This is a genomic window from Staphylococcus sp. Mo2-1 (assembly GCF_046721385.1).
Lineage (GTDB): Bacteria > Bacillota > Bacilli > Staphylococcales > Staphylococcaceae > Staphylococcus > Staphylococcus equorum_A.
Genome location: NZ_JBEUUK010000001.1, coordinates 2,338,132 through 2,363,927 on the forward strand (window position 1 = coordinate 2,338,132; position 25,796 = coordinate 2,363,927).

Here is a 25,796-nt window from a genome sequence, read left to right on the forward strand (position 1 = left end):
CACGTAATTTAAATTATAACTGGGTAAACGGTGAAAAAGTTGAAACAGACAATACCATCGCCGTCGTTAACCCGAGCAAATGGAAACTCAATTGGCAAAGTACCAAGTGTAACTGAGGACATCGTGCAACAAGCAATTGATAGTGCGTCCACTGCTTTTGAAACATGGTCGAATTATACTGCTGAAACAAGGCAAGGTTATTTAGAACAATGGGCAGTCAATTTATTAAATAAACAAGAAGCACTCGCAACGATTATGAGTGAAGAACAAGGCAAACCTTACGCAGAAGCTTTTGGTGAAGTCGGAGTTTGTGCTAAATTCATTCGTTGGTTTGCTGAAGAAGGGAAACGTATTTATGGTGAAGTCATTCCACCTTCATCAGAGAATCAACGCATTTCAGTCACGAAACAACCTGTAGGCGTTTGTGGATTGATTACACCATGGAATTTCCCTGGCGCAATGGTTGCACGTAAAGTGGCACCTGCATTAGCTGCTGGATGTACTGTAATCGTCAAACCATCAAGTGAAACACCAAGAATTGCAATTGCGATTTTCGATGAATTAATGGCAACCGGCATTGATAAAGGAGTCGCAAATATTGTTACTGGTAGTTCTTCAGTCATTTCAGACAAACTATTTGAGGACAAGCGTGTTAGAAAAATGTCATTCACAGGTTCAACGCCAATTGGCAAGAAGCTAATGAGCAAAGCTTCTGATCAAGTCAAACGCATCTCACTCGAACTCGGAGGCAATGCACCAGCAATTGTGTTACCCGATGCCGATTTAGATAACGCCGCAGACGCAATCGTTGATAACAAGTTCGAAAATAGCGGTCAAATGTGCAATGGCATCAACGTTGTACTTGTACACAAAGATGTTAAAGCAGAGATGACACAGAAAATTATCGACCGTGTAAAAACCATCAAAGTCGGCCCAGGTGATCAAGAGGATACGCAAGTAGGACCGCTCATTAATCAAAAAGCGATTGATAAAGTTGAACACTTAGTCGCAGATGCTAAAAAACAAGGTGCACAAGTTGAAACTGGCGGAGATAAAGCTGACATTTCTACATCAAGTCTTTTCTATCAACCTACTGTCATAACAGGAGTTGAACGAACAATGGCTATTGCACAGGAAGAAATATTTGGCCCTGTCGCACCAATCATTACATTCGACGACGAAGATGAAGCGATTGATATTGCAAATGCTTCACCATATGGTTTAGCTGCTTACTTCTTTTCTAATAATATTAATACGGTTTATAAAATCAGTGAAAAATTAGAATTTGGCATGATTGGTGTTAACGGTACTCAATTAAGTGTCCCTCAAGCACCATTTGGCGGTATTAAAGAAAGTGGAATGGGTCGTGAAGGCAGTCACTTTGGATTAGATGGGTTCTTAGAATTGAAATATATTTCATTATCTTTACTTAAATAAACTAATAAGGGGTTGTCATATATGAATAACAATATTAAAGGCAAAAAAGTAACTGGCGATATTACAAAGGAACAATTACTTGAATTAGTTAAATCTGATGATATCGATACACTTATCATGGGCTTTTGTGACATGCAAGGCCGTTTGATGGGGAAACGAATCACGGGTGATTTCATTTTAGAAAATGATATATCTGATGGTACACATTTCTGTAACTACTTGTTAGGTACAAACTTTGAAATGGATACGAACGATAATTTTGAATTTATGAACTGGGACAAAGGTTACGGTGATTACTTAGCCGTACCTGACTTGAATACGTTAAAAGTTGTACCGTGGTTAGAACACACTGCGATGGTCTTTTGTGATGTATATACCGTAGATGGTAGTGAACCGATTGCGATTGCGCCACGTAACATTCTAAAACAACAAATTGATAAAGCAGAAGCACAAGGCTTGTCACCACATATGGCAAGTGAACTTGAATTCTATTTATTCAATAATTCATTTGAAGATATTTCGAAACAAGGATACGACAATTTAGAAGCTGCCGGTCACTTAAATGAAGATTATAACTTATTGCAAGGTAGTAAGAATGAACCAATTTATCAAGAAATTAGAAATCAAATGCACTTAATGGGCATTACTATCGAATCTTCAAAAGGTGAAGCGTATAAAGGACAGCACGAAATCAACTTAAAATACTCAGACGCCTTAGATGCTCGCTGATCAACATATTATGTTCAAACATGGTATGAAAGAAATCTGTATCCAAAATGATAAATCCGTAACATTCATGGCTAAACCTTACGAAGCATGGACAGGTTCAAGCGGTCATATTCATTTAAGTATGATGAAAAAAGGCACGAAAACGAATGCTTTCTATGCAGGTGATGACGCAGAAGAACCAAAATCTGAAACGATGAAACATTTCTTAGCAGGTATCATTAAATTTACGAGAGATTTTTCATTAATGTTTGCGCCTTACGTAAACTCTTATAAACGTTTTGCGCCTAACTCATGGGCACCGGTAAGTATTGCATGGAGCCAAGACAATCGTTCTGCTGGCTACCGTGTTGTAGGAGAACAAAATGCATTACGCTTTGAATCACGTATTTCAGGTGCAGATATGAATCCATACTTAGCTTACTCTGCTTTAATTGGTGCTGGTTTATATGGTATAGAAAATAAAATCGAACTTACTGATGAACTAGTTGGTAATGCTTATGAACAAGATAATATCGACCGTATCCCATCATCGTTACACGAGGCTATCTTAACTTGGAAAAATAGTGATGTTGTGACAAAAGTCCTTGGTGAAGATGTCGCGAATCATTATTTAGAAGCCGCACAATCAGAACAGAATGACTTCGATTCTTTCGTAACAACTTGGGAACGTTCGCGTTACTTTGAACAAAGCTAAATATACTACTGAGGAGGAAAACGATTATGAGATTACAAGACAAAGTATGTATTATTACAGGTGCTGGCGGTGGCATGGGTAAAGTAGCTTCACAAATGTTTGCAAATGAAGGCGGTAAAATCGCAGTATTCGAAAGAGATGAACAAGCCGGTCAAGCGACTGTGAAGGCAATCACAGATAATGGCGGAGAAGCTTCTTTTTTCAAAGTGGATATTGCTAATGAAGCCAATGTTAAAAATGCGGTCGCCGATACAGTTGAAGCTTATGGAAAAATTGATGTGCTATATAATAATGCTGGTGTCATGCCAGAAGCAGATAACTCTGTCGTCAATACAAGCGAAGACGTATGGGACTTAGTTATGAATATTAATGTTAAAGGTATTTTCTTTATGACGAAATATGTTATTCCAGAAATGGAAAAAAATAACTCTGGATCTATCATTAATATAGCTTCATTTGTTGCTGAAATGGGTTGTTCAGTGCCTCAAGATGCGTACACCGCTTCAAAAGGTGCAGTCGTATCTTTAACGAAATCATTAGCAATTCAATTCCGTCCTAAAGGCATTCGTACAAATGCAATCAGCCCTGGTCCGATTGAAACACCCTTATTAATGGAATGGTTAGTTGCAGATGAAGAAGCTAAAAATGCGAGATTAAACAGACAACCTACTGGAAGATTTGGCAAACCAGAAGATATTGTCAACGCCGCGTTATACTTAGCGTCAGATGAATCGGATTGGACAAACGGTGCAAACATGAACGTAGACGGCGGTATCACTGCAAACTACTTCTAATACCTCTCTATAGAAACAGCCTTTAAGGAAGCGAGGAACACGAAATCAAATTCTACATTTTGATTTCATATTCCCGCTTCCTTTTACTGTGTTCTAAATAAATTTCATGACGTGTTTCTTCTATTATATATAGTTATATAATTGAACCATTTTTGTAAAGCGCTGACGCCTAGGGAAATAGTATGAGTGAGAGACTATAGGCTCGAGCCATACTATTCCCCAGGCAAGCATGCGCTTTTAAAACCGGATTATTTTAACTTTAAAACACCAATCCATTAGAAAATAATAGATTGGTGTTTTAAAATTGAGACTGAGGTATTTATGACCCGTCCCTGTTTTTCAGTTTATTTATCTAAATATTCATGCTCTCCAATGATGCCGGCACGTCTATCAATTTCTTCCAATTTTCTCGCTTTCGGGATACATAGAATGTAAGCAAAGCATATTGCTATAATACCCGCACTCAATTTACCAATTAATACAGCCGGTATGAGCGTTGGCTGAAAATTTGCCGTATATGACAAATGATCTCCTAATAAGAACGCACCACAGACACCGAATGCGATATTTAACACTTTATCTTTAGGTGGCATATCTCTTACTAACTTGAGCATAGCTAGAATATTAGCAATTGTAGCGATAAACCCAGCACTACCTACTTCACTGAGTCCCACTTTACTACCAACAGTATGCAAACCTTTAGAGAAGTACTTACGTATTAAATAAACCATTGGGAATGCACCCGATAACATAATAGCAATATTCCCTGCGTTCTCTAATGCCCTAAAGTTATCTTCACTATCCGCCATAATTGGATCGAAGCCCCAGACACCAAAAACTGTTGTAAATAATCCTGTAAATATTTCTACTACTGAAAATACAAAGACCAATTTAATACAGGAATCTAGTATTTTACCAAAGACAATAAAGGTTTTAATCATAATATCCGAGAAGAAATACAGTCCAATGGCTGTTACTACTACAAAAATAATTAATGGTAATAAGTTGATAAATACAGTGGATAAACTGATTTGAAAAACGTGTGTGGCCGCACTCGTTGTATCAATCACTGTACGGATTTTTGTATGACTAAATAAAATAGTTACCGTAGAAATAAATACACCAAAAGGAATGGCCAACAATCCTGATAGAATACCCAAAGCCATGTATTTATGATCTCGTTTATCAAGCATTGGTAGACCAAGCGGTATTGTGAACACGATTGTGGCACCAGCCATAAAACCAACAATCATTGCCATAATCCAACCTTCATAGCTATCCTTTAATACATCTGCAAGTTGATATCCCCCCATATCTGTCGCGAGTATTGATGTTGCGGCTATAGCGGGATCCGCACCAATTTTATCAAAAAGCGGTCCAAAGAATTTTTCTATAAATTGCGATATGAATGGAATAGAAGCCATAATACCTGCTGAGTTAGCAAAGATAGGTCCGATGGTATAAATACCTTCCATAAATTCCTTCCCTATCCCTTCATTCGCATTCCGAATTGCACCAAAAGCACCTAACACTGCACATACCATAATAATGTAAATAATCACTGTACCAATATGTTCCATGATAGTTTCCCCCATTTTTATGAGCTATAAAAAAACAAAAAGGTGCCTATTTGATTAATTCAAATAAGCACCTTTGCTTGATTATATTCACTTGTATTGTAAAGCTATTACCCCAATTGTTTAATGATTGCTGAAGCTTCTTTTTCAATAGCTATTTGGTTATCCATACTGTTTCTCCTAAGCTTTTGATAAGCTGCTTCTTCCGTTAAATCAAGTTGTTTCATTAATAAGCCTTTTGCCTTTTCTATACGTTTCCGATGTTCCATTTGCAAACGTGTATCACTCACTTCTTGCTTGAGTTTACCCATACTATCTGATTGCGACATTGCAATTTCAATAGCCGGTAGCAATTGTGACTCAGATATAGGTTTAACGATATAACCTACGACATTTTGTTGCTTAGCTTCTTCAACGTACTCACAATGACTATATGCTGTCAGGATAAGTATCGGAATATCATGTTTCTTACCAATAATTTTACTGGCTTTTAAACCATTCAACTTCGGCATTTTAATATCCATGACAATCAAATCTGGCCGAAATTGATCTGCGGCTTCAATTGCTTTTTCTCCATTACCTACTTCTGCGACGACATTGTAGTTTGCTTCCCCAAGCATTTCTACTATATCCATTCGGACAATCGCTTCATCTTCAACTACCATAATAGATTTCATTTCAATCCACCCCTTTGTGTTGAAATTCAACTTTACCTATTGTTCCAATTGAATTACGGTCAATGTTAAATGTACCTTCTAAATCATTTTCTGCTATAGTAGTAACAATTTTCAATCCAAATGATGGTAGAAAAGCACTCTCTTCTTCGCCCGTATCTTGAACTTCAAGCTTTACGGTATCCGATTCTGTATCGTAAGCTAGCGTTACGCTTATTATACCCTCAGTCTGATTGTTGAAAGCATGTGTTAGACAATTCGTAATTAATTCATTCGCAATCAACGCTACAGAGACTGCAATATTAGATACTAAATTAATATGTTCATCTGTCTGATATGTAATATGTAAGGTTTTATTCGATGATTCGTTATAAACGACCATATTACCTATCTTTTTAATCAATTTATCGATATTCACCGTATCTGTCGATGATTCATCTAGAATGACTTCATACACAGATGCGATACTTAGAATGCGATTTAAACTTTCTTGGAAATATTTTTCACTGCCATTTGGCAAACCGCGTCTCATCTGTAAGCGCAGTAAACTGGCTACGGTCTGTAAATTATTCTTCACACGATGATGTACTTCTCTAATTGCTACAGATTTAGAAATAAGTTCGCGTTCCTTTTCTTTCAAATCTGTAATATCTTTCAGTAGAATTAAATGACCTGTCATTACGCCTTCTTCAAGTAACTGAATACATTTCACTTGAAAGTAGTGTCCTTTAAGCTCGCGTTCTTCAATTGTAATAACACGACCATCTGTAAGCATGTCTTTAATGCTCGGAAACAATGCTACGAAATTCAATCCCGCTTCACAATCGACACCCACTAAATCTCTAACCATTGTCTCACCGGCTAAATTATAGTAGCGGATGTCTAATGAGTTATCTAAATCAAATAAACTTTCTTCAATCATATCCGGTACAAAAATTGGGTTATCACTATTTTGCGAGACGATATCACTTAATGTTGTAGTCGCCTGTGTCAAAGCTCTTAATCGTTTTTCTTCCATTACTTTGTTGCTTACATCTATTTCCATAATCAGCGTGCCAACAATGGCATTTTCCAATTTAATTGGTGTAACACTTTGTTCTACGACTTTACCTTCTTGAGTGATTGCACGATGTTGTGCAAAATCATCTCCTTCCAACACTTGGAATACAGCGGGTTCAAATTTTTCATACACATTTTCACCAATGACTGAACCTTGATATAAACCTTCGTCATTTGTAGGTATGGCTTCCGCTACTACTATAACTTCTCCATCTTTTTTAGTAGGACAATCAATAAACACATTCGCCCTATTTAAATCAGCAATCATTTGTAAATGATCAGATACTTCTACGATATGTTGTGTAGCCTGTGGTGTTAAACTTGTATGCGTTTTACATAATTTTTTCACTTCGTTGATAGTCATCATTCCAAACATAGTTGTGCGAATTTTTAGATTTCTCATATATATAACTACCATTATGAAATTTTGACGATTATATGTCAATGTAAAATGAGATAAATCTAAAAATTTATAGTAATTTTTCATCATTATTGCGTGCTCTCGCTTATTCTACATCGCATTTTTATATGGCTCATATATGTGTTGCTCTACGCTTCTTATAATTAAAACGAGAGCAGAATAGAAATCAAAATTTGATTTCCTATCCCGCCCCCACAAGACTCTCTATAAACAAGCTCGGTTGTAAATTATTTATTCATCTAACTGCATATATACGATATGTGTTCTTAAATATTCTTCTAAGCCATGCTTACCGTCTGCTCCACCAACACCTGATTGTTTTACGCTCGCATGGAAACCTTGAATTGCTTCAAAGTTTTCTCTATTTATATATGTTTCACCGAATTCTAATTTTTCTACTGCTGTAAATGCTTTTTGGATACTCTCTGTATAGATAGAAGATGTTAAGCCGTACTTACTGTCATTTGCTAATTCAATTGCTTCTTCAAAAGTATCAAATTCAACAATTGGCAAGACAGGTCCAAAGACTTCTTCTTGAACAATATCCATACTATTTTTACAATTTGTGATGATTGTAGCTGGATAGAAGTAACCTTGTTGCTCAGGTATTTCTCCGCCACATTTAATTACGCCACCTTGTGCTTCAGCTTTTTTAACATGATTATGCACACGCTCTTGAGCCTGCTTATTAATTAAAGGACCCATGTCGTAATTATGTTCTAATGTATTACCAAAACGAACTTCGCTCATTTTTTGAACTAATCGTTGTGTGAATTTTTCACTTATACTGGAATGTACATACACTCGTTCAGCACAGTTACACACTTGACCCGTATTAATAATACGTGAATCTATAATATATTGAACTGCTTTATCTAAATTAGCATCTTCTAAGACAATTGCCGGTGCTTTACCACCTAATTCTAAATTAACTTTAGTTACATTTTTACTTGCAGCTTCCATTACTTTTTTACCTGCTGAGACACTACCAGTAATAGATACGAGTGCGACTTTACTATTACTCGCAAGCTCATTACCCACCACGCTACCTTCACCGTTCACTAAATTAAACACACCAGGTGGTAAGTCAACTGTATCTAAAATCTCAGTGAATATTTGCACATTTATAGGTGTTTCTTCTGAAGGTTTAACTACAATTGTATTTCCAGTAATAAGTGCTGGCGCTGTTTTGCGTGCGATTAAGAAGAACGGGAAGTTCCATGGCAAAATACCTGTAGTAACACCCAGAGCTTTTTTGTACATTAGAATATGTTCCTTCTTACGATCACTCTGTATGATTTCTCCTTCATATCTTCTTGCCCACTCTGCCATATAATCTATATAATCTGCTGTAAAAAAGGCTTCCGTGTTCGCTAAATCATATGTTTTACCACCTTCTTGCATAATGACTTTGGTAATTTCTTCACTACGTTCTCGAATACCTGCTGCAATTTTTTTAAGGTAGTTGCCTCGCTCAATTGCTGGCAGTTCGCTCCATTTCGTTTGGGCTTTATCTGCGTAGTCGATAGCTTCTTTAGTGTCTTGTTCTGAACCTCTGTATAACTTTGCAATTGTTTCTTCAGTTGCAGGATTTTTCACATCAATTGCATCTTCCATGTTTCTTTCAACAAATGAACCGTTAATATAATCTTTAATATTTATCATATTTTACTCTCCCCTTCTTGAATCATGGTATTTGTTTCTGGTGTAATGCTTACGCTACTATTTGCCCTTTCTCCATATCTTTCACGTTCAATCTGTTCTAACGTCTTACCTTGTGTCTTAGGAGTTAGGACAATGCCAATGACTGCATGAATAACTAAAAATGAAATCATAATGATTCCAGTAATTTTGAATCCAAGTGATGCTAAAATGGTAGGTAATACAAATGTATATACTGATATTCCTGCTCGTACTATAAAGTACATCAAGCCTTGCGCACCGGCACGATAACGGGTTGGGAATAGTTCACTTGTCCATAATGCATAAAAGACTTGGGCACCTATACCTGCTGCTGACCCCCATAATAAAACAAATAAAATCAGTGATATCCAATTCATAGGTGCAAAGGTCAATATAATCCAAGCAACAATACCCATCGTTGCACCAATACTAAATAGTAATCTTTGACTGATACGGTCTCCTAATTTCATAAATCCAAAGTAAGTCGTAATCACTGTACACAGCCATAAAATCGCTTGTAAAATGTTGGCTTGTGCACCACTCAGACCACCGACGCTTTCATAAATAAAGGGCATAAAGTACCCCATGGCGCCAGACGTTAAATTCCAAAATAAATAAATTCCTATAAGTAATAACATTGCTTTTAAATTCACTGGGTTAGTAAATAATTCTTTAAAAGCTGATGTCTTTTTAACATTAAACGAAGCTTCTCTTTGTTCTTTTTCCTTCTCTTCCTCCCAGATTTTAGATTCTTCCATACCTTGTCTAATCCACCACGTAACACCCGCGATGATAAACAAATGTAGAAAAATTAATCTTGAGCCTAATAATCCTAATGGCGCTAACATAACTGCTAAAGTAAAAGTAATTGCTGGTCCAATAGACCAAGCTAATTGTGCAGTTCCTACACGTTTTGCTCTTTCTTTTTCTGGTGCTTCTTCTGCAATATATGTCCAAGCTACAGGTACCCCTATACCTACAGCTATACCAACAATGATTGTACCTGTGAGTAACATTGATAAATTAACAGATAGCATGATAATTAAAATACCTACCATGTATAATAATAGATCGTATTTAAAGATAAATTTTCTACCTAATTTATCTGTTAATGGACCACCGATTAATGCACCAATTGCTGCACCTAACGCGTTCGCACTTAATGCACTCAGTAAGCCCATCTGCCAATTATCAATATTTAAATATGCTTGCCAGAGTGATAAACTACTCGCTGCTGCAATAATTGAACCCGCTTCTATATAATTGGCCATCGCAACTGCAATTGTTGCCAGCCAGCCATTTGTCTTTTTAGGTTTTAAACTCATAACCTCATCCCCATTTTTCGTTTATTTCAAATAGAACATCTCTCTCAATTCAGTTGATTTAGGACTGTTATCTTCATTCACTTGCATGATATCGGCCATGTAGTCCCACCATTTCCGACAAATCGGATTTTTCTCCATATTGTCATATGCTGTTTTATCGGTAACATCAAGTACTGCAAATAATTCTCCAGTGGCTTCATTTAGAAAAATACTGTAGTCATGCACGCCGCTCTCTTTTAATAACTGTTTCATTTCAGGCCATAGTTCATCATGTCTTCGTTTATATGCATCATAAGAACCTTCATTGACATACATCACCGTTGCAATTCGCGTCATCTATCTCACCTCAACCTCTAAGTAACCTTCTTTAGGTTCTACATTAAATCCTTGAGCTAACTCCCATAAATTCTCATCCGAAATCGTTTGTTTAATACCACCTTGTGCTTGCGCATACGTATATACTTCAGCTGCTTTTTCAATGGTTTCAATCAGACCAAACACTTCGTCTAAATCATGCCCTGCTCCAAATACACCATGAAATGGCCAAATCACAGATCTTTGCTGTTTCATTTTTTCTGAAGTGAGTTGTCCTATTTGTTCTGTGCCAGGTACCACCCACGGAATAATACCAATTGCATCTGGAAATACAACGAGACATTCTGTACACATTTTCCATAATGTTTTCGTAAATGCCTTTTCATCTAATTCGTGCGTATACGTCATCGCAATCGTATGTGTGGCGTGACAATGCATAATAACGCGGTGTGTAGCATCGACTTCTAAACGTTGGATATGATTCATTAAATGCGTTGGCAATTCACTTGTTGCTACTGCATCGTTCACAAAACCCCATAAAATGTTATAGCTTTTACCGTCTGCTGCAATTTTAATTAAACCTAATGCATCTTGTGGATCGTCTATAATATTTTTGAAGTATTTTCCTGTACCAGTGACAAGAATATATTTATTCGCTAATGGACGCACCTCAAATGGCAGACTTACGTTTCTTATATTTCTGCCATCTTCTGATAAATACGGTTGAACCTTGGCAGCATCTAATATCCAAGATATGTTGCCTCCGTTACGTTCGTCCCAACCTTTGTGATACATTAAATGTGTAATCTTAGATAATTCTTTAACCGCGGGAGAATCTACAAAGTTTTCCAATTAAATTCCTCTTTCCTGTAAAATATTTTCTTCGTATTTTTTAATTGGCTCATACCAATCCAATCCTGGTTCAGCATCGTTTCTGCTACAAAATTCATTCCATATCGCGCCAAACGGATACATCTTCATTTCTTCTTGTAACGCTAAACGTCTCGTAAAATCACCGCTTTGTTCAACTTCTTTTAATTCATTAATAGGATCTAATAATGCTTTAAGCAATGCTTTTTGCATATTTCTAGTACCAATAACCCATGCGACCACTCTATTAATAGATGCGTCAAAGAAATCTAAACCAACTGTTGTACTCTTAAGTAAATCGTTATAAATGAGTTCTTTGGCTATCTCATTCAATTCGTCATCCAATGTAACCACATGATCGCTATCCCATCTTACTGGTCTAGAAACATGTAAACTTAAACCTTTTGTAAATAAATTGAGTGCCGATAATTTGTTAGACACCACTTCTGTTGGATGATAATGTCCGGCGTCTAGTAATATTTGTTTATTTCTTGTTAAGGCATAACCCATATAAAATTCATGAGATCCCACAACATAACTTTCAGAACCAATACCAAATAATTTACTTTCTAATGTATCGATATTGTAGCTTTCGTCTATTTCTTCTTTAAAAATTTCATCCAAACTCTCCATCAAACGTTTGCGAGGTGTTAAACGATCTACCGGTGTGTCTTTATAACCGTCTGGCACCCAAATATTTGTTGTTGAAGGTTGACCGAGCTCTTTACCAAAATATTCACCGATTTTTCTAGATTGTTTACAATGTTGTATCCAAAAGTCTCTAATTGATTTATCCGGATGCGCTAATGTAAAGCCATCTTCTGACTTCTCATGACTGAAGCATGTTGGGTTAAAATCTAATCCCAATTCATTCTCTTTTGCCCAATGCACCCACTTTTCAAAATGCTTTGGCTCGATTTCATCTAAATCGATTGCTTCTTCAGATTCGGCATAAATACCATGTAGATTAATTTTATGTTTTCCTGGAATATGCTTTAAAGCTTCTTCTAAATCACTTCTAAGTTCTGCTCCATTACTTGCTTTACCTGGATGATTACCAGTAACTGATATGCCTCCTGATAATTCTTGATTGAAAAGGAAACCTTCTACATCGTCTCCTTGCCAACAATGGATAGAGATTTTAATATCTTTTAATTTAGTTAATGCTTTCTCTACATCAACGCCTAATGTCTCATATTGTGTTTTTGCTGCTTCAAATGCTTGCTTATTATACGTACTCATAATGAGTAACCCCCTTGAATGTCTTAATATCTTGATTTGCTATATGCTTTAACTCCGGTTTGTCTATCTTTGTCGTATCTGTAGAACGCTTAATTACCGCTCTAGCTTCTTGAATATTTTCAAACTCACCTGTGCCAATCATTGTTGCTGCCAAATTCCCATAAATTGTCGCTTCTGTTGGCCCCACAATGACGTCACAATTTGTATACAAGGCCGTAAGTTCATTTAAATAGTCATTGTTGGAACCACCGCCAACAATATTGATTACTTCGATTGGTTCTCTTGTTATTTCGTTTAACTCTTCTATGGAAATTGCATAAATTATTGCCAGATTCATATAGACGCTTTGCACAATTTCACCTAACGTTTGTGGCACTGTTTGGTTTGTCTGAATACAGTAATTTTTAATTTCATCCACCATACAGTCAGGATTAATAAAGCGTTGATCGTTAAAATCGATATAAACTTTAAAGTCTTGATGTTGCTTTGCTTCCTCTACCATTTCAGGAAATGTATAATTTTCAGGCCAATCTTTGCGTATCCGCTGTATAATCCACATACCTATAATATTTTTTAAGAAGCGATAGGTGTGATTCATACCGCGTTCATTAGAATATCCAAGTTCTAATGCTTTTTCAGTTACGATTGGGCTTTCTAATTCTTTACCTATTAATGACCAAGTCCCACTTGATAAAAAAGCCCATTTTTTAAATGCATCTCCAACAGAACCTAAAACAGCTGATGCGGTATCATGCGATGCTGTGGCATAAACATGTGTCACAGGTAAATCATCCTGGATGTTTAAGTCTGCATTGATTTCGCCTATGTATGTGCCAGGTTCAATCGTGTTTGGAAATTGTGCCTTATCTATTCCTATTGATGTTAGTAACGCTTGATCTAATGAATGATCATGCACTGAGAGTAATTGTGTCGTACTTAAATTGGTAATTTCATTTCTTTTCTCATTGGTAAGTAAATAATTCAAATAATCAGGAATAAGCAAAATATCATGTGCTTGATCTTTTAATGCGTGTGTCTCTTCAAACAACTGATAAATTGTATTAAAAGTTAAAAATTGAATTCCAGTTTTTTGAAAAATATCATATTTGGAAACTTCAGTGAATAATTTATCCATCGTTGTATCCGTTCTTGAATCTCTATATGAGACGGCGTTTTGTAAGCGCTTCCCTTTGTGGTCTAAAAAAAGATAGTCTACGCCCCACGTATCTATACTTAAATAACACTCTGTGATGCCCATAGCTTTAGCTTTTTTCAAAGAAACAATAATTTCTTCAAATAAATAGTCAACATCCCACACTTCCTGTTGATTCTGTGTTGTAAAACCATTGGCGAAACGATTGATTTCTTGTGTTTTAATCTGGTTATTGTCGATATTTGCTAAGATGGCTCTACCACTAGACGCCCCAATATCAACAGCTATATAATGCTTCAACTTATCACCTCTTTGGTTATGATTATAATCAAACAATCCACATAAATCAACATAAAACAAAATATTTTGATAATTAATGTGGTTTATATGTTGGTTTCAGTCTTTTTTTGTGAGATTAAAAGCGGTTTTATGCTATAATGATGACAATATATATTTAGGAGAAATTTATTATGAAGCCATTTGAAAGAAGAAAGTCACTACTAAATCATCTCTATTTAAACAATGTTGTTTATGTGAATAAATTAGCTTCTGAATTTAATGTTTCAGAAGAAACAATTCGTCGAGATTTAGAAAAATTGGAAAAAGAAGGTATCGTAGAACGGAATTATGGTGGCGCGAAACTAATCAAAACTGAAGAACTGCCTTATTCTGTAAGACATACGCGCAATAAAGATAGCAAAGTCATTATTGCTAAAAAAATTGATCAATTTATACAAAATGATACAAGTTTATTTGCTGATTCCAGTTCTACAATAAATGAAGCATTAAAGCGTTTTGCTATTTCCAATAAAAGAATTCATATCATAACAAATGCTGTAAACGCACTATATGAACTTAATCAAACATCTATGGAAATCAACTCAACAGGTGGCAAATTATTAAAACATTCTTCTGCATTAGTTGGTCCTCAAACGACAGAATCAATTAATAAATTCCATACTGATTATGCGATTTTAAGCTGTAAAGCCTTGTCTAAAGATGGCATCATCACCGACTCTAATGAATACGAATCTCACATTAAAGAACTCATGATCAATAAAGCCAAACAAGTTATTTTGGCAATTGATGCTTCTAAATTTGATGGCAATAGTTTAATAAGCTTTGGTCACCTATCCAATATCGACTATATCGTAACAGATACTGAATTTGATGACGAATGGAAAAGCATCCTAGAAAATCATTCAGTAAAGATAATATAATTTCTCTTTTTAACTTTCATATCTTATAATCAATGAATTAAGAATGAAATTATTAAAATAATAAACATATTATACGATAAGCACTTATCATTCCAAATGCGATGGTAAGTGCTTTTTCTCGTTCTAATCACAATGATGTACATAAAACGGAAATGCATTTGTGTCTAATGAGTGTACAACTCTTTGATGACCTGTGCTAAATTAGAGTCAACAACAAGGGAGGGATTCAAAATACAAGCAGAAAACTTTAATATCATTACCGAAATGATTAAAAATCCGAAAATTAAAGGCAAAGACTTAGAAGTAATGTTCAACATGTCTCGCAGACAACTTGGCTATCGAATCCAAAAAATCAATGAATGGTTAACTGAACAAGATTGCCCAACAATTGAACGCACAAGCCAAGGATTCTTCATCGTTGATGATATAATCAAAAATTTTCTTAATGTATCACTTGAACCTATTCCACAGGAAGATGAGCAAGTATATACTGCTTACCAACGCGCGCATCTCATTTTACTGATGTTGTTTAGAGAAGATGAAACATTGTCATTAAATCACTTTGCAATCGATTTAAAAGTAAGTAAGAACACAGTGTTAAATGATTTAAAAAAATTAAAATTATTACTAGAACCATATGATGTCACTCTGAAATATTCACGACAGGAGGGTTATTATTTAGTCGGTAATGAGTTTGAAATTAGAAGACTTTTAACACGCTTAATTGATAAAGTATTCACTTTAAATATTTCAAAAGATGATATTTTAACAAGTTTAGCTTTGCAAGAAGATAAACTTCAAATCATCGATCTTCAAATTAACAAAATAGAACAATATTTAGAGAATAATTTTATTGATCAAAGTACTGAGACATTACGTTATAAACTCTATTTCATCTTGAGAAGAATTCAACACGATAAGATCGTCTCACCTTTTTCAATTGGATACGATGACCTTTCCGACACTGAGGAGTATCAAGCGACCGAAATACTAACTTCAAACTATCCTGATATTCCTCGGCAAGAGAAATTATTTATAACATTGCGGCTCTTATCAACAAGTGTGCAATGGTCGGAATTAGATGATGTGAAAGTTTTACCGGAATTAAAAACTGCACTACAAAGCATGCTTGATCAATTTGAGAAAATTACTTTTATCACTTTTGAAGATCGTGAAACATTGGTCAACCAATTGTTGTTTCATATGAAGCCCGCCTTTTACAGAATTAGATATGAGTTATCTGATGTCGATAGTTTACAGAATAATCTGAAAGATGATTACAAGGAATTATTTCATCTTGTTAAACTCTCTTCCAAACCTATGGAAAAGTTCTTTAACCAACCATTACCTGATAATGAAATCGCATATCTAACCATACTCATTGGCGGTATTTTAAGAAGACAAGATGAAGACATCGACAAAAAAGTAAAAGCTGTGGTGGTTTGTACACAAGGTACGTCAATTTCTCAACTCATGTTACAAGAATTACGGAGTGTGTTTCCAGAATTCATATTTTTAGATGCCTTATCACTACGTGAATTTAATCAGTATACGCTAGACTTTGATATTGTCTTTTCACCAATGCACGTGATGACACACAAAAGATTATATATCACAAAGGCAATATTAACTGCCAAAGAAAAACACGATCTTCGTCAGTACGTATTCGGTCAACTCAACAATAATTTTGAGACAGACATACACGCTGAAAAGATGCTCGCCATGATACGTGAGCATGCAGATATTCATAACGAAGATGCTTTACTTAATGAAATTAAAAACCAATTTGATGATATTCATGCATACGCTTCAATCAAATCGTCTTCAATTTCGTTAAATGGTCATTTGAATTTACAAGATTTGTTGCCAGTACACCATATTCAATTTGCATCTCGTGTTTCAAATTTGGAAGAAGCAATTCGGCTTACAGCTGAACCACTTTCTAGTCAAAGCTATATAGATGTAAATTACATCGATTCGATGATTCAATCTTTCGACGATACTTATATGGTTATCAATCAAAACATCGCCATACCACACGCTGAGAACGAACAAAATGTAAACCGTACGTCTATGAGTATGTTGGTATTAGACGAACCATTGACGCTAAGTACAGGACGTAATGTACATGTCTTTGTAGTTATCGCGGCAACAGATAAATTCAAACATTTAAGACCCCTATTACAGTTACGAGATTTAGCACAAGACAATGAAAGTATGCAAAGCATCATACAAACAGATTCAAAATCACAAATATTTGAAACGATTAAACAATTTTCAAAAATAGACTAAAGCAAAGGGGTTGCGTCATATGGAAGGTTTAACAGTTGATGCCTCGAATGTTGTCATTGGTTTAGAGGCCACAACAAAGGAAGACGTCTTAAGTCAATTAGCCGATTTAATGCATGACAATGGTTACGTCAAAGCATCATACAAAGATGCAGTCATCGAAAGAGAACAATCATTTGCTACAGGGTTACCTACAGTATATTGTTCTGTAGCCATCCCGCACACAGATATCCAGCACGTGAATTCAAAATCAATCGGTGTGGCTGTCCTTAAAGAAACAGTTCCTTTCGTCATTATGGGCGAAGTTGAAGAAACAACGGATGTGAAATTAATCTTTATGCTCGCAATGGATAAAGAGGATGCACAGTTATCATTACTACAAAAATTGATGGGCATTTTCCAAAATGATCAAATACTTGAAACCATTGCCAACGCAACAGATAGCAATCAAGTCGTAGAAGTTATTGAGCAAGAATTAGCAGACGCATAATCATTCAATTTATTAATAAAAAATATAACAGGAAGAGAATTTAAATATTAAGTTCTCAAATTAGGAGGAAATTATTATGAAACAAGTATTAGTAGCATGTGGCGCGGGTATCGCAACTTCAACGGTAGTAAATAGTGCAATCGAAGAAATGGCAAAAGAGCACAATATCAAAGTAGATTTAAAACAAATTAAAATTTCAGAAGTTGGCGTTTACGCAGATTCAGCAGATTTATTAGTTACAACTGCAATGACGCAAAAAGAATACGACTTCCCTGTCATTAACGCACGTAATTTCTTAACTGGAATTGGCGTTGAAGATACTAAAAAAGAAATCTTAGACGCATTACAAGAATAATGAGTCATTTAATTTAACATACCGAATCAACCGTTGGGATAAATATCAAAAGAGAAGTTCATGGTTATATCAAAATGGCGTCTTAATTTATACCAACATCACTTTATATTAAAGAGGATGGTGTAAGGGATGAGTGGATTTGTAGATTTTATTCAAGCTTTTCTAGATTTAGGGGCAACAGTAATCCTTCCAATCGTTATATTTTTACTAGGATTATTCTTTAGGCAAAAAGTCGGTGCGGCATTTAGATCAGGTTTGACGATTGGTGTCGCATTCGTAGGGATTTTCTTAGTTATTGATTTACTTGTAAACAACTTGGGGCCCGCTGCCCAAGCGATGGTTAAGAACTTAGGTGTAAGCTTAAATGTTATTGATGTGGGTTGGCCGGCAACATCTTCTATTGCATGGGCATCTGTTATCGCAGCATTTATTATTCCTTTAGGTATTGTAATTAACATTGTTATGTTACTGACAAAGACTACTCGAACAATGAACGTAGATATTTGGAACTTCTGGCATTATACATTTATGGGTGCCATGGTTTACGCCGTATCTGATAGCATTTGGCAATCATTAGTGGCTGCGGCAATATTCCAAATCGTCTGTCTAAAAGTGGCTGACTGGACTGCACCAATGATGAGTGAGTTCTACGATTTACCTGGGGTATCGATTGCCACAGGTAGTACAATTTCATATGCTCCAGGTATTTTCTTAGTAAAAGGTTTACAAAAAGTGCCTGGTATCAACAAACTACATGCAGACCCAGAAACGATTCAAAAACGTTTCGGTGCATTTGGTGAATCCATATTCGTCGGTTTAGTACTTGGTTTAATCATTGGTTTGTTAGCTGGTTACAACGCTGGCGATGTTATCAACCTTGGTATGTCAATGGCTGCCGTTATGGTGTTAATGCCTCGTATGGTTAAGATTTTGATGGAAGGTTTAATGCCTGTTTCCGAATCTGCACGTACTTGGTTAAACAAACGCTTTGGGGATCGTGAAATCTATATTGGTTTAGACGCTGCGGTTGCATTAGGCCACCCAACAGTTATCTCAACAGCTTTAATTTTAGTTCCGATCACAGTATTATTAGCAGTTATTTTACCTGGTAACCAAGTCTTACCATTTGGTGACTTAGCAACAATTCCATTTATTGTCGCATTTATCGTAGGTGCTGCACGAGGTAATATCATACACTCGGTTATTGTCGGCACAATTATGATTGCCATCTCTTTATATATCGCAACAGATGTTGCACCGATATTCACAAGCATGGCAGAAGGCACTAACGTAAACATGCCATCTGGCTCATCTCAAATTTCAAGTCTTGACCAAGGTGGTAACATCTTAAATTACATTATTTTCAAATTCTTTAGTTTATTTAATTAACAGATAGGAGCTGACATTACATGAAAGCACTCGTTAAAACTGAACCAGGATTCGGGAATCTAGAAGTCTTAGATAGAGAGATACCTTCACCGAACGCAGATGAAGTAAAAATAAAAGTCCATTATGCAGGTATTTGTGGTACGGATGTGCACACGTATGAAGGTCATTATAAAGTGAACTTTCCAGTAACACTTGGCCATGAATTTTCAGGAGAGGTTGTAGAGACAGGCGCTAATGTCACCGATTTTAAAATTGGTGATCGCGTCACTTCTGAAACAACATATTACATTTGTGGTGAATGTGAATATTGTCAAAGTGGTGATTATAACTTATGTAATCATCGTAAAGGTTTAGGCACACAACAAAACGGTGGCTTCACACAATACTTAGTTGCACGTGCGGCGAGTGTCCACCGTATTCCTGACAATGTTTCATATAAAGCGAGCATCTATGACGGAGCCATTAGCTTGTGCCCACCATGCCGTTTCTAAAATTGAAATACAGCCTGACGATGTCGTAGTTGTTATGGGGCCTGGACCTATTGGATTACTTGTCGCGCAAGTCGTTAAAAGTAAAGGTGCAGAAGTCGTAATCACTGGATTAGATAATGATCAAACAAGATTAGATAAGGCAACAGAACTTAAATTAGATCATGTCGTCAATATTCAAAATACTGATTTAAAAGACTATGTAAACAGTATTACCAATGGTTATGGTGCAAACGTAGTTTTAGAATGCTCTGGTGCAGTACCTGCCGCCAAACAAGGTTTAGATATCTTACGTAAAAAAGGACAATATGTCCAAGTTGGTATCTTTAAAGATCCAGAAATTTCTTTTGATTTAGAAAAAATCATACAAAAAGAAATACGAATGGTCGGTACGAGAAGTCAAAAACCAGCCGACTGGGAACCTTCTTTACAACTGTTAAGCAGTGGTGATGTCAATGCTGAAGCATTAGTCACAAATGAACTTGATATTACGCAATGGGAAGAAGGCTACAACCATATCAAAGGTGGAGAAGGCATCAAAGTACTCCTTCGCCCTATCGATTAACTTGTTTTAAATAATCATCATTTAGCACTTAAATGATATAAGGAGATAATTATTATGGTAGAACATATGTTAGATTTCATGCTTGGGCCATTGAGAGGTATTACAGATTTATATATGGATAACTTACTTTATTGTAATATAGTCGTTTTTCTTGGTTACTTCGGCGCAAAATTTTTTAAAAAGAAAAAAGTTACTTCTGAACAAAATTAATGCGCTTATTATTCAGAAGATAAGAGGTGAAATACTTTGAAAGCTTTGAACCTATACGGCATTGAAGATTTAAGGTACGAAGAAACAAAATCTCCTGAAATTGAAGACAGTAATGATGTCATTATTAAAGTGATTGCAACTGGTATATGCGGTTCGGATAATTCCCGCTATAAAAAGTTAGGACCTTATCGTGAGGGCATGACTTTTGGGCATGAATTTTCAGGAGTTGTGGAAAGTATAGGCAGTAACGTAAATCATGTGGCAGTTGGCGATGCAGTCACGGGTTGTCCAGCTATCGCTTGTCACGCCTGTGAACAATGTGAGAAAGGTGAATACTCTAGATGTGAACATTTATATGTTATTGGCTCTTATGAACCTGGCTGTTTTGCAGAATTCGTTAAACTACCTGCAAATAACGTCTTAAAATTGCCAGCTAATGTAGACTTTGATACAGTTGCTATGGTCGAGCCTTCTGCAGTAGTAGCACATGGGTTTTATAGAACAAGCATGAAACCTGGTGCAACGGTAGCTGTTATAGGGTGTGGCAGTATCGGTTTACTAGCCATTCAATGGGCTAAAATATTTGGTGCTTGCTAAAACGATTGCGATTGATATCGACCCAGATAAACTAGCAATTGCTAAGACGCTCGGTGCAGATTATACGATTAATTCTAAAACAGAAAATTTAGATGACGTCATCGCTACTATTCCTCATAACATAGATGTCGCTGTTGAATCAGCAGGCTCACCATTTACGATTGGACAAGTCTTAACGTTACCAGCTAAGGGCGGGGAAGTCTTACTGCTAGGCATACCTTACTCCGATATTGAAATGGATCGTGTTCATTTTGAAAAAATATTACGCAATGAACTTAATGTTATTGGATCTTGGAACGGCTTATCCGCCCCATTTCCAGGCGAAGAATGGCATGCGTCCCTTCATTACATGTCTACAGGAGAGATTCAAGTGGATCCGATGATTTCAGATCGCTTAGATTTAGCAAAAGGTCCTGAAACATTTGATGCATTAGTTAATAAAAAGAAACATTTTGATAAAGTAATCTTCCACCCATAATTAAAATCTAACATTGCCATAATTATTATAAAAAAGTCCTAACACTGCTGACAGTATTAGGACTTTTTCAATGCGTATTGATACCCACACATATTTTACATTACTGTACTTTCATAAAGCCATTCCCCAAGACATCTCGCACATCATGAATAACAAGAAAAGCATTTTCATCGTGAGCATTAACGATTTTCTTAATTCTTGATAATTGGTTTTGTGGTACGACAACATAAAGCACATTCGTCTCTTTTCGTTCATAGCCACCGACTCCATTCAATAATGTTGAACCTCTACCAGTTTCTTTATTAATCCCCTTACTAATTTCATTATTATAATTTGAAATAATTGTAATTGCCTTTTTAGGATTAAAACCTTCTATTACAAATGACATACTTTTCTCAACTATAAAAAGCATAACAATGGTATATAAAACATTTTGCGCGGGAAGGATGATTAAGAAAGATAGCACAATGATTGAATCAAGCATAAACAACGCTTGAGAAGTTTTGATTTCAGTATATTTATTTATAATTTTAGCAATAACAGATGTGCCACCTAATGTACTGCGTGCTGAGATTACAAGTCCAGTACCGACACCAAGTAGTAAGCCGCCAAACACTGTATTTATAAAATCAGATTCAATCTGCATATTAAATGATTCAGTTAGTCCTAAAAACATTGAGCTCGAAATTACTGTAATCAATGTGTAAACTGCTGTCGTTTTACTTAAATATTTCCAACCTACCGCAATTAATATCATATTTATAATTAGAGAGGTAATTGCCGGTGATAAGCCTAGTGTATATTTTAGATTTAACGAAACACCAACCGTACCACCCTCCCCAAAATTAGCAGGAATTACAAACACATTAATACCTATACCTATAAGAAATGTCCCTAAAATACAGAAACATATATTTTTAAAATGAATTTTGTACAACATCCCAATAACACCTCATTTCTTTTATTTGAAAATCACTCAATTCTACTGTTTTATTTCATTTATATTGATCGGCTAGAAAGACCGACATAAAAAGAAACTTTTCAGTTATTAACCAAAAAGTTTCGAAAGATATAATTTTTGTTATTTTTTTAGCACAAGTATATATGATAGTAGAAATAGTCATTTATTTCAATTGAATTAGGTTAATTTGTTTTATAAATTGTAATTGAATCCGTTGTTTTTATTATATATTAGCAATAGTGTTGAATTTAAAAGACAAATTAAACGATATGACGCGTCCAATTTGTCTAATATATAAATTGCGAATTGCTTAAAACGCATTCTGATTGAGCCATTGTCCGCCATCCATAGTCATGCAAGCGCCATTAATATAGTCTGCATCACCTGAGAACAAGAATTTAGCCAAGCCTGCAATTTCTTCAGGTTGACCCATTCTACCTACTGGCACACTATCTAGTGTCTGTTGACGTGCTTCTTCAGATAGACTTAATTTTCCTGCTCCACCCGTATTTTCGATTGGTCCAGGTGCAATGGCATTCACTGTAATACCATATTTAGAACCCCATTCCACTGCAAGTGTTCTCGTCATTGCAAGGACGCCGGCTTTGGCACTTGCCGAATGAATAACGCCCGGACCAGATCTCCAAGCATACGTCGCAACCATGTTCAAAATACGACCTTTCTGACCATTTTTAATCCATTCTTTACCTACTGCTTGTGTACAATACCATGTACCATTTAATACAATATCTACAACTGAATTCCACGCATTAATCGATAAATCTTCTGCAGGGCAAATAAAATTACCTGCTGCATTATTCACAAGACCATCTATCTGTCCAAATGTTTTTACAGTCTCATCTACTGTATACTGCACACGCTCTGGATCACGTACATCCATATCTATACACAGCACTTGACCTTCATATTGTTCAATTTCCGCTTTAGCAACTTCAAGTCGTTCTAATGAGCGACCTGTTATAACTACTTTGGCACCTTCTTCAGCAAATCGTTTCGCCATTGCTTTGCCCATGCCACTACTACCGCCCGTTATCATCATCACTTTGTCCTTCATTTACATTCTCCTTTTAAAAGCTTGATTTAATATGATTCAAATAAATTAGTAAGCGCTTACATATTATTGTACATTAATTTTACTTTTTTAGTAAATCATCTTATTTTAGTTTTTAAAAAGATTGCTATTAAATTGAAAAAAGTAAGAAAGAAACCAAGCTTAGAAATTTGGTTTCTTTCTCGCTCTACAAGGATTACTAGATATTAAAATTTACAACATAACATGTTTTATTTATGACCTAGATGCTTAAAATATTATTGTTTATGCTGTAAAAAACGATGATATAAATATTTTCCGGCAGTTACGAACATTAATAATAACCCCAATGCCACAAATATAAAACCAAATTCCACTAAAAACCATGGTTCACGTAAGGTGCCATCTTGATCAACATGACTAGGTAAAACAATAAATAGCCCTCCCATTAAAATTCCAAAAATCATGCAAAAAATACTTGAAAAAAATAATTTTTTACTCATAATCTGTATATAACCTCCTAAATTTATTAGCCAATTAGCTGGTCGCTTTCAAGTTTTTATTATCAAACATAGAATTAATTAATAAAAGAAAGCATCACAAGACATAGCTGTTTTAAGCGACAGTATGTCTTGCGGGAGGTGTAAAGTGTTGCTTGCAATCGCATAACAACAGCTTTTTACGAAGAATCTAACGCTATAGAGATTGGAGGAAAGATCGTATGGATTTTGGAAATCAAATTAAATCGATTAGAAAAGAGCATCAACTCACACAAGAACAACTTTCCGAACAGCTTAATGTATCCAGACAAACAGTATCAGCTTGGGAAAATAATAGATATTTACCAGATATAGAAATGATTGTCCATATCGCTAAAACGTTCCACTTGTCACTCGATGATTTAATCTTAGGCGATGATGTTATTAAAGATAAGCTCGTTAATGATGGGAAAAGTATCAAACGCATACGTCTAAGCATTGTAAGTATGATTTTAATTTTAATTGGTATCACCTGTGCGATACTTTTCTTAGTCATACCCTCTTACGTTTCACAAGACGGCATACTGCATGAGCCTTGGTTCCTCGTACCCCTTGGATTGTATGCGTTGATAGGCGGTCTCATCGTAGGACTTATCAATTTAATGTTAATATTCATGAGTCACTACAAACATTCACGTCGCAGTTAAAAAATATCCTCCCCATTATATAAGACTTATTTCAAAACAATTATTTAAAGTTGTTTTGAAATAGGTCTTTTTCATTAACAAGAGTTATCCACTATCTATATTACAAAATATGATAAATTCTTAAATTTTATGTAAATTCAACCTCAGACAAAAGTATAAATGTTACATTGAAATCGAAATACGATATCGCTTTTCGATATATTAATTAGAGAGGATGAATGTATGTGGAATCAAAATTAGAAAGACGTATGTTTTTAGGGTTTATTTATATTCACATTTTGCATCATGCAAGTGAACATCCTATCTATGGTAGTTGGATGATTGAGGAACTTCAAGAACACGGTTATACAATGAGTGTTGGTACGTTGTATCCCCTCTTACATAGTATGGAAGACGAAGGATTACTTGTTAGTGAGAAAAATGTGGTTGCGGGTAAACAACGCAAGAACTATATCATCACTTCATTTGGTAAAGAAATGTTAGCCAAAAGCCAACAAAAATTAAAAGAACTTGTTGGCGAAGTATAATTTATAAATTGGGAGGT

General features: G+C 35.5%; 24 protein-coding genes and 2 pseudogenes. 14 read left to right on the forward strand and 12 right to left on the reverse strand.

All coding sequences use genetic code 11. The features are described 5' to 3' along the window. The first annotated feature begins 39 nt into the window (after positions 1-39). The 4 genes from ABLV95_RS11835 to ABLV95_RS11850 are packed head-to-tail and all read left to right on the forward strand — an operon-like array spanning position 40 to position 3,654. A complete protein-coding gene (locus ABLV95_RS11835) occupies positions 40-1,437 on the forward strand; it encodes an NAD-dependent succinate-semialdehyde dehydrogenase (RefSeq protein ID WP_460875782.1) in 1,398 nt (465 codons plus the stop codon). A gap of 21 nt (positions 1,438-1,458) precedes the next feature. Then, positions 1,459-2,166: a hypothetical protein gene (locus tag ABLV95_RS11840; protein WP_460875784.1), complete on the forward strand. Its 708-nt coding sequence runs from the start codon at positions 1,459-1,461 to the stop codon at positions 2,164-2,166. Then, positions 2,156-2,860, forward strand: a complete 705-nt coding sequence (locus tag ABLV95_RS11845; protein ID WP_460872149.1) for a glutamine synthetase family protein — start codon at positions 2,156-2,158, stop codon at positions 2,858-2,860. The genes ABLV95_RS11840 and ABLV95_RS11845 overlap by 11 nt, the downstream gene beginning before the upstream one ends. Positions 2,861-2,886: 26 nt before the next feature. Further along, positions 2,887-3,654 carry an SDR family NAD(P)-dependent oxidoreductase gene (locus ABLV95_RS11850; RefSeq protein ID WP_427705897.1) on the forward strand — a complete coding sequence of 256 codons (768 nt, stop codon included), beginning with the start codon at positions 2,887-2,889 and terminating at the stop codon, positions 3,652-3,654. A 344-nt stretch (positions 3,655-3,998) separates the two neighbouring features. Here ABLV95_RS11850 and eutH read toward each other — a convergent pair whose 3' ends face one another. From eutH to ABLV95_RS11895, 9 genes are all read right to left on the reverse strand, one after another. Beyond that, positions 3,999-5,234 (reverse strand): ethanolamine utilization protein EutH, encoded by a 1,236-nt coding sequence (gene eutH, locus ABLV95_RS11855; RefSeq protein WP_427705895.1) that lies wholly within the window; start codon positions 5,232-5,234, stop codon positions 3,999-4,001. Positions 5,235-5,341: 107 nt separating this feature from the next. After that, positions 5,342-5,908: an ANTAR domain-containing response regulator gene (locus ABLV95_RS11860; protein WP_069816917.1), complete on the reverse strand. Its 567-nt coding sequence runs from the start codon at positions 5,906-5,908 to the stop codon at positions 5,342-5,344. A 1-nt stretch (position 5,909) separates the two neighbouring features. Then, positions 5,910-7,367 carry a sensor histidine kinase gene (locus tag ABLV95_RS11865; RefSeq protein ID WP_460875787.1) on the reverse strand — a complete coding sequence of 486 codons (1,458 nt, stop codon included), beginning with the start codon at positions 7,365-7,367 and terminating at the stop codon, positions 5,910-5,912. 249 nt (positions 7,368-7,616) lie between these two features. Beyond that, positions 7,617-9,050 (reverse strand): aldehyde dehydrogenase, encoded by a 1,434-nt coding sequence (aldA, locus tag ABLV95_RS11870; protein WP_460872152.1) that lies wholly within the window; start codon positions 9,048-9,050, stop codon positions 7,617-7,619. Beyond that, positions 9,047-10,393 carry an MFS transporter gene (locus ABLV95_RS11875; protein WP_427705889.1) on the reverse strand — a complete coding sequence of 449 codons (1,347 nt, stop codon included), beginning with the start codon at positions 10,391-10,393 and terminating at the stop codon, positions 9,047-9,049. The genes aldA and ABLV95_RS11875 overlap by 4 nt, the downstream gene beginning before the upstream one ends. A gap of 21 nt (positions 10,394-10,414) precedes the next feature. After that, positions 10,415-10,729, reverse strand: a complete 315-nt coding sequence (rhaM, locus tag ABLV95_RS11880; protein ID WP_427705887.1) for an L-rhamnose mutarotase — start codon at positions 10,727-10,729, stop codon at positions 10,415-10,417. Continuing rightward, positions 10,730-11,560: a rhamnulose-1-phosphate aldolase gene (rhaD, locus tag ABLV95_RS11885; protein WP_069816910.1), complete on the reverse strand. Its 831-nt coding sequence runs from the start codon at positions 11,558-11,560 to the stop codon at positions 10,730-10,732. Beyond that, positions 11,561-12,820, reverse strand: coding sequence for an L-rhamnose isomerase (gene rhaA, locus ABLV95_RS11890; protein ID WP_460872153.1), 1,260 nt, complete (start codon positions 12,818-12,820; stop codon positions 11,561-11,563). It abuts the gene before it with no gap. Further along, a complete protein-coding gene (locus ABLV95_RS11895; protein WP_069832549.1) occupies positions 12,807-14,273 on the reverse strand; it encodes a rhamnulokinase in 1,467 nt (488 codons plus the stop codon). Before ABLV95_RS11895 ends, rhaA begins: the two co-directional genes overlap by 14 nt. Before the next feature lie 170 nt (positions 14,274-14,443). Here ABLV95_RS11895 and ABLV95_RS11900 point away from each other — a divergent pair, with 170 nt between their 5' ends. From ABLV95_RS11900 to ABLV95_RS11935, 8 genes and pseudogenes are all read left to right on the forward strand, one after another. Continuing rightward, positions 14,444-15,193: a DeoR/GlpR family DNA-binding transcription regulator gene (locus ABLV95_RS11900; RefSeq protein WP_069816904.1), complete on the forward strand. Its 750-nt coding sequence runs from the start codon at positions 14,444-14,446 to the stop codon at positions 15,191-15,193. Positions 15,194-15,379: 186 nt separating this feature from the next. After that, positions 15,380-17,485, forward strand: a complete 2,106-nt coding sequence (locus ABLV95_RS11905; RefSeq protein ID WP_460875790.1) for a BglG family transcription antiterminator — start codon at positions 15,380-15,382, stop codon at positions 17,483-17,485. Positions 17,486-17,504: 19 nt separating this feature from the next. Continuing rightward, positions 17,505-17,972, forward strand: coding sequence for a PTS sugar transporter subunit IIA (locus ABLV95_RS11910; RefSeq protein WP_021338960.1), 468 nt, complete (start codon positions 17,505-17,507; stop codon positions 17,970-17,972). A gap of 76 nt (positions 17,973-18,048) precedes the next feature. After that, a complete protein-coding gene (locus ABLV95_RS11915) occupies positions 18,049-18,327 on the forward strand; it encodes a PTS sugar transporter subunit IIB (protein ID WP_021338961.1) in 279 nt (92 codons plus the stop codon). Positions 18,328-18,456: 129 nt separating this feature from the next. Next, positions 18,457-19,716, forward strand: coding sequence for a PTS galactitol transporter subunit IIC (locus ABLV95_RS11920; protein WP_460875792.1), 1,260 nt, complete (start codon positions 18,457-18,459; stop codon positions 19,714-19,716). Positions 19,717-19,736: 20 nt separating this feature from the next. Continuing rightward, positions 19,737-20,769 (forward strand): annotated as a pseudogene (locus tag ABLV95_RS11925) (zinc-binding dehydrogenase). A gap of 54 nt (positions 20,770-20,823) precedes the next feature. Next, on the forward strand, positions 20,824-20,979 hold the full coding sequence (locus ABLV95_RS11930; RefSeq protein WP_176721523.1) for a hypothetical protein: 156 nt from the start codon (positions 20,824-20,826) through the stop codon (positions 20,977-20,979). A 36-nt stretch (positions 20,980-21,015) separates the two neighbouring features. Continuing rightward, positions 21,016-22,054 (forward strand): annotated as a pseudogene (locus ABLV95_RS11935) (galactitol-1-phosphate 5-dehydrogenase). Between the two features lie 100 nt (positions 22,055-22,154). On the opposite strand, the gene ABLV95_RS11940 reads toward ABLV95_RS11935, so the two are convergent. From ABLV95_RS11940 to ABLV95_RS11950, 3 genes are all read right to left on the reverse strand, one after another. Further along, the gene (locus ABLV95_RS11940) at positions 22,155-22,994 is read right to left on the reverse strand and encodes a YitT family protein (protein ID WP_069816892.1); all 840 of its coding nucleotides are present in this window, start codon (positions 22,992-22,994) and stop codon (positions 22,155-22,157) included. A 331-nt stretch (positions 22,995-23,325) separates the two neighbouring features. Beyond that, on the reverse strand, positions 23,326-24,090 hold the full coding sequence (fadH, locus tag ABLV95_RS11945; protein WP_427705881.1) for a 2,4-dienoyl-CoA reductase: 765 nt from the start codon (positions 24,088-24,090) through the stop codon (positions 23,326-23,328). Between the two features lie 254 nt (positions 24,091-24,344). Next, entirely contained in the window at positions 24,345-24,569 is a 225-nt protein-coding gene (locus ABLV95_RS11950; protein WP_069816891.1) for a DUF3955 domain-containing protein, read from the reverse strand. Between the two features lie 218 nt (positions 24,570-24,787). Here ABLV95_RS11950 and ABLV95_RS11955 point away from each other — a divergent pair, with 218 nt between their 5' ends. Then, a complete protein-coding gene (locus tag ABLV95_RS11955) occupies positions 24,788-25,252 on the forward strand; it encodes a helix-turn-helix domain-containing protein (RefSeq protein WP_427705879.1) in 465 nt (154 codons plus the stop codon). A gap of 224 nt (positions 25,253-25,476) precedes the next feature. Continuing rightward, positions 25,477-25,779 (forward strand): PadR family transcriptional regulator, encoded by a 303-nt coding sequence (locus ABLV95_RS11960; RefSeq protein ID WP_460872158.1) that lies wholly within the window; start codon positions 25,477-25,479, stop codon positions 25,777-25,779. Positions 25,780-25,796 lie beyond the last annotated feature (17 nt).

Excerpts from the sequence above, each read along its gene's own strand:
- ABLV95_RS11955 (WP_427705879.1), top strand. The coding sequence starts at position 24,788 with ATGGATTTTGGAAATCAAATTAAATCGATTAGAAAAGAGCATCAACTC.
- rhaM (WP_427705887.1), bottom strand. The coding sequence starts at position 10,729 with ATGACGCGAATTGCAACGGTGATGTATGTCAATGAAGGTTCTTATGAT.
- ABLV95_RS11930 (WP_176721523.1), top strand. The coding sequence starts at position 20,824 with ATGGTAGAACATATGTTAGATTTCATGCTTGGGCCATTGAGAGGTATT.
- ABLV95_RS11850 (WP_427705897.1), top strand. The coding sequence starts at position 2,887 with ATGAGATTACAAGACAAAGTATGTATTATTACAGGTGCTGGCGGTGGC.
- ABLV95_RS11875 (WP_427705889.1), bottom strand. The coding sequence starts at position 10,393 with ATGAGTTTAAAACCTAAAAAGACAAATGGCTGGCTGGCAACAATTGCA.
- ABLV95_RS11865 (WP_460875787.1), bottom strand. The coding sequence starts at position 7,367 with ATGAGAAATCTAAAAATTCGCACAACTATGTTTGGAATGATGACTATC.
- ABLV95_RS11840 (WP_460875784.1), top strand. The coding sequence starts at position 1,459 with ATGAATAACAATATTAAAGGCAAAAAAGTAACTGGCGATATTACAAAG.
- ABLV95_RS11845 (WP_460872149.1), top strand. The coding sequence starts at position 2,156 with ATGCTCGCTGATCAACATATTATGTTCAAACATGGTATGAAAGAAATC.
- ABLV95_RS11860 (WP_069816917.1), bottom strand. The coding sequence starts at position 5,908 with ATGAAATCTATTATGGTAGTTGAAGATGAAGCGATTGTCCGAATGGAT.
- ABLV95_RS11900 (WP_069816904.1), top strand. The coding sequence starts at position 14,444 with ATGAAGCCATTTGAAAGAAGAAAGTCACTACTAAATCATCTCTATTTA.
- eutH (WP_427705895.1), bottom strand. The coding sequence starts at position 5,234 with ATGGAACATATTGGTACAGTGATTATTTACATTATTATGGTATGTGCA.
- ABLV95_RS11915 (WP_021338961.1), top strand. The coding sequence starts at position 18,049 with ATGAAACAAGTATTAGTAGCATGTGGCGCGGGTATCGCAACTTCAACG.
- ABLV95_RS11910 (WP_021338960.1), top strand. The coding sequence starts at position 17,505 with ATGGAAGGTTTAACAGTTGATGCCTCGAATGTTGTCATTGGTTTAGAG.
- ABLV95_RS11905 (WP_460875790.1), top strand. The coding sequence starts at position 15,380 with ATGACCTGTGCTAAATTAGAGTCAACAACAAGGGAGGGATTCAAAATA.
- fadH (WP_427705881.1), bottom strand. The coding sequence starts at position 24,090 with ATGAAGGACAAAGTGATGATGATAACGGGCGGTAGTAGTGGCATGGGC.
- rhaA (WP_460872153.1), bottom strand. The coding sequence starts at position 12,820 with ATGAGTACGTATAATAAGCAAGCATTTGAAGCAGCAAAAACACAATAT.
- ABLV95_RS11920 (WP_460875792.1), top strand. The coding sequence starts at position 18,457 with ATGAGTGGATTTGTAGATTTTATTCAAGCTTTTCTAGATTTAGGGGCA.
- ABLV95_RS11950 (WP_069816891.1), bottom strand. The coding sequence starts at position 24,569 with ATGAGTAAAAAATTATTTTTTTCAAGTATTTTTTGCATGATTTTTGGA.
- aldA (WP_460872152.1), bottom strand. The coding sequence starts at position 9,050 with ATGATAAATATTAAAGATTATATTAACGGTTCATTTGTTGAAAGAAAC.
- ABLV95_RS11940 (WP_069816892.1), bottom strand. The coding sequence starts at position 22,994 with ATGTTGTACAAAATTCATTTTAAAAATATATGTTTCTGTATTTTAGGG.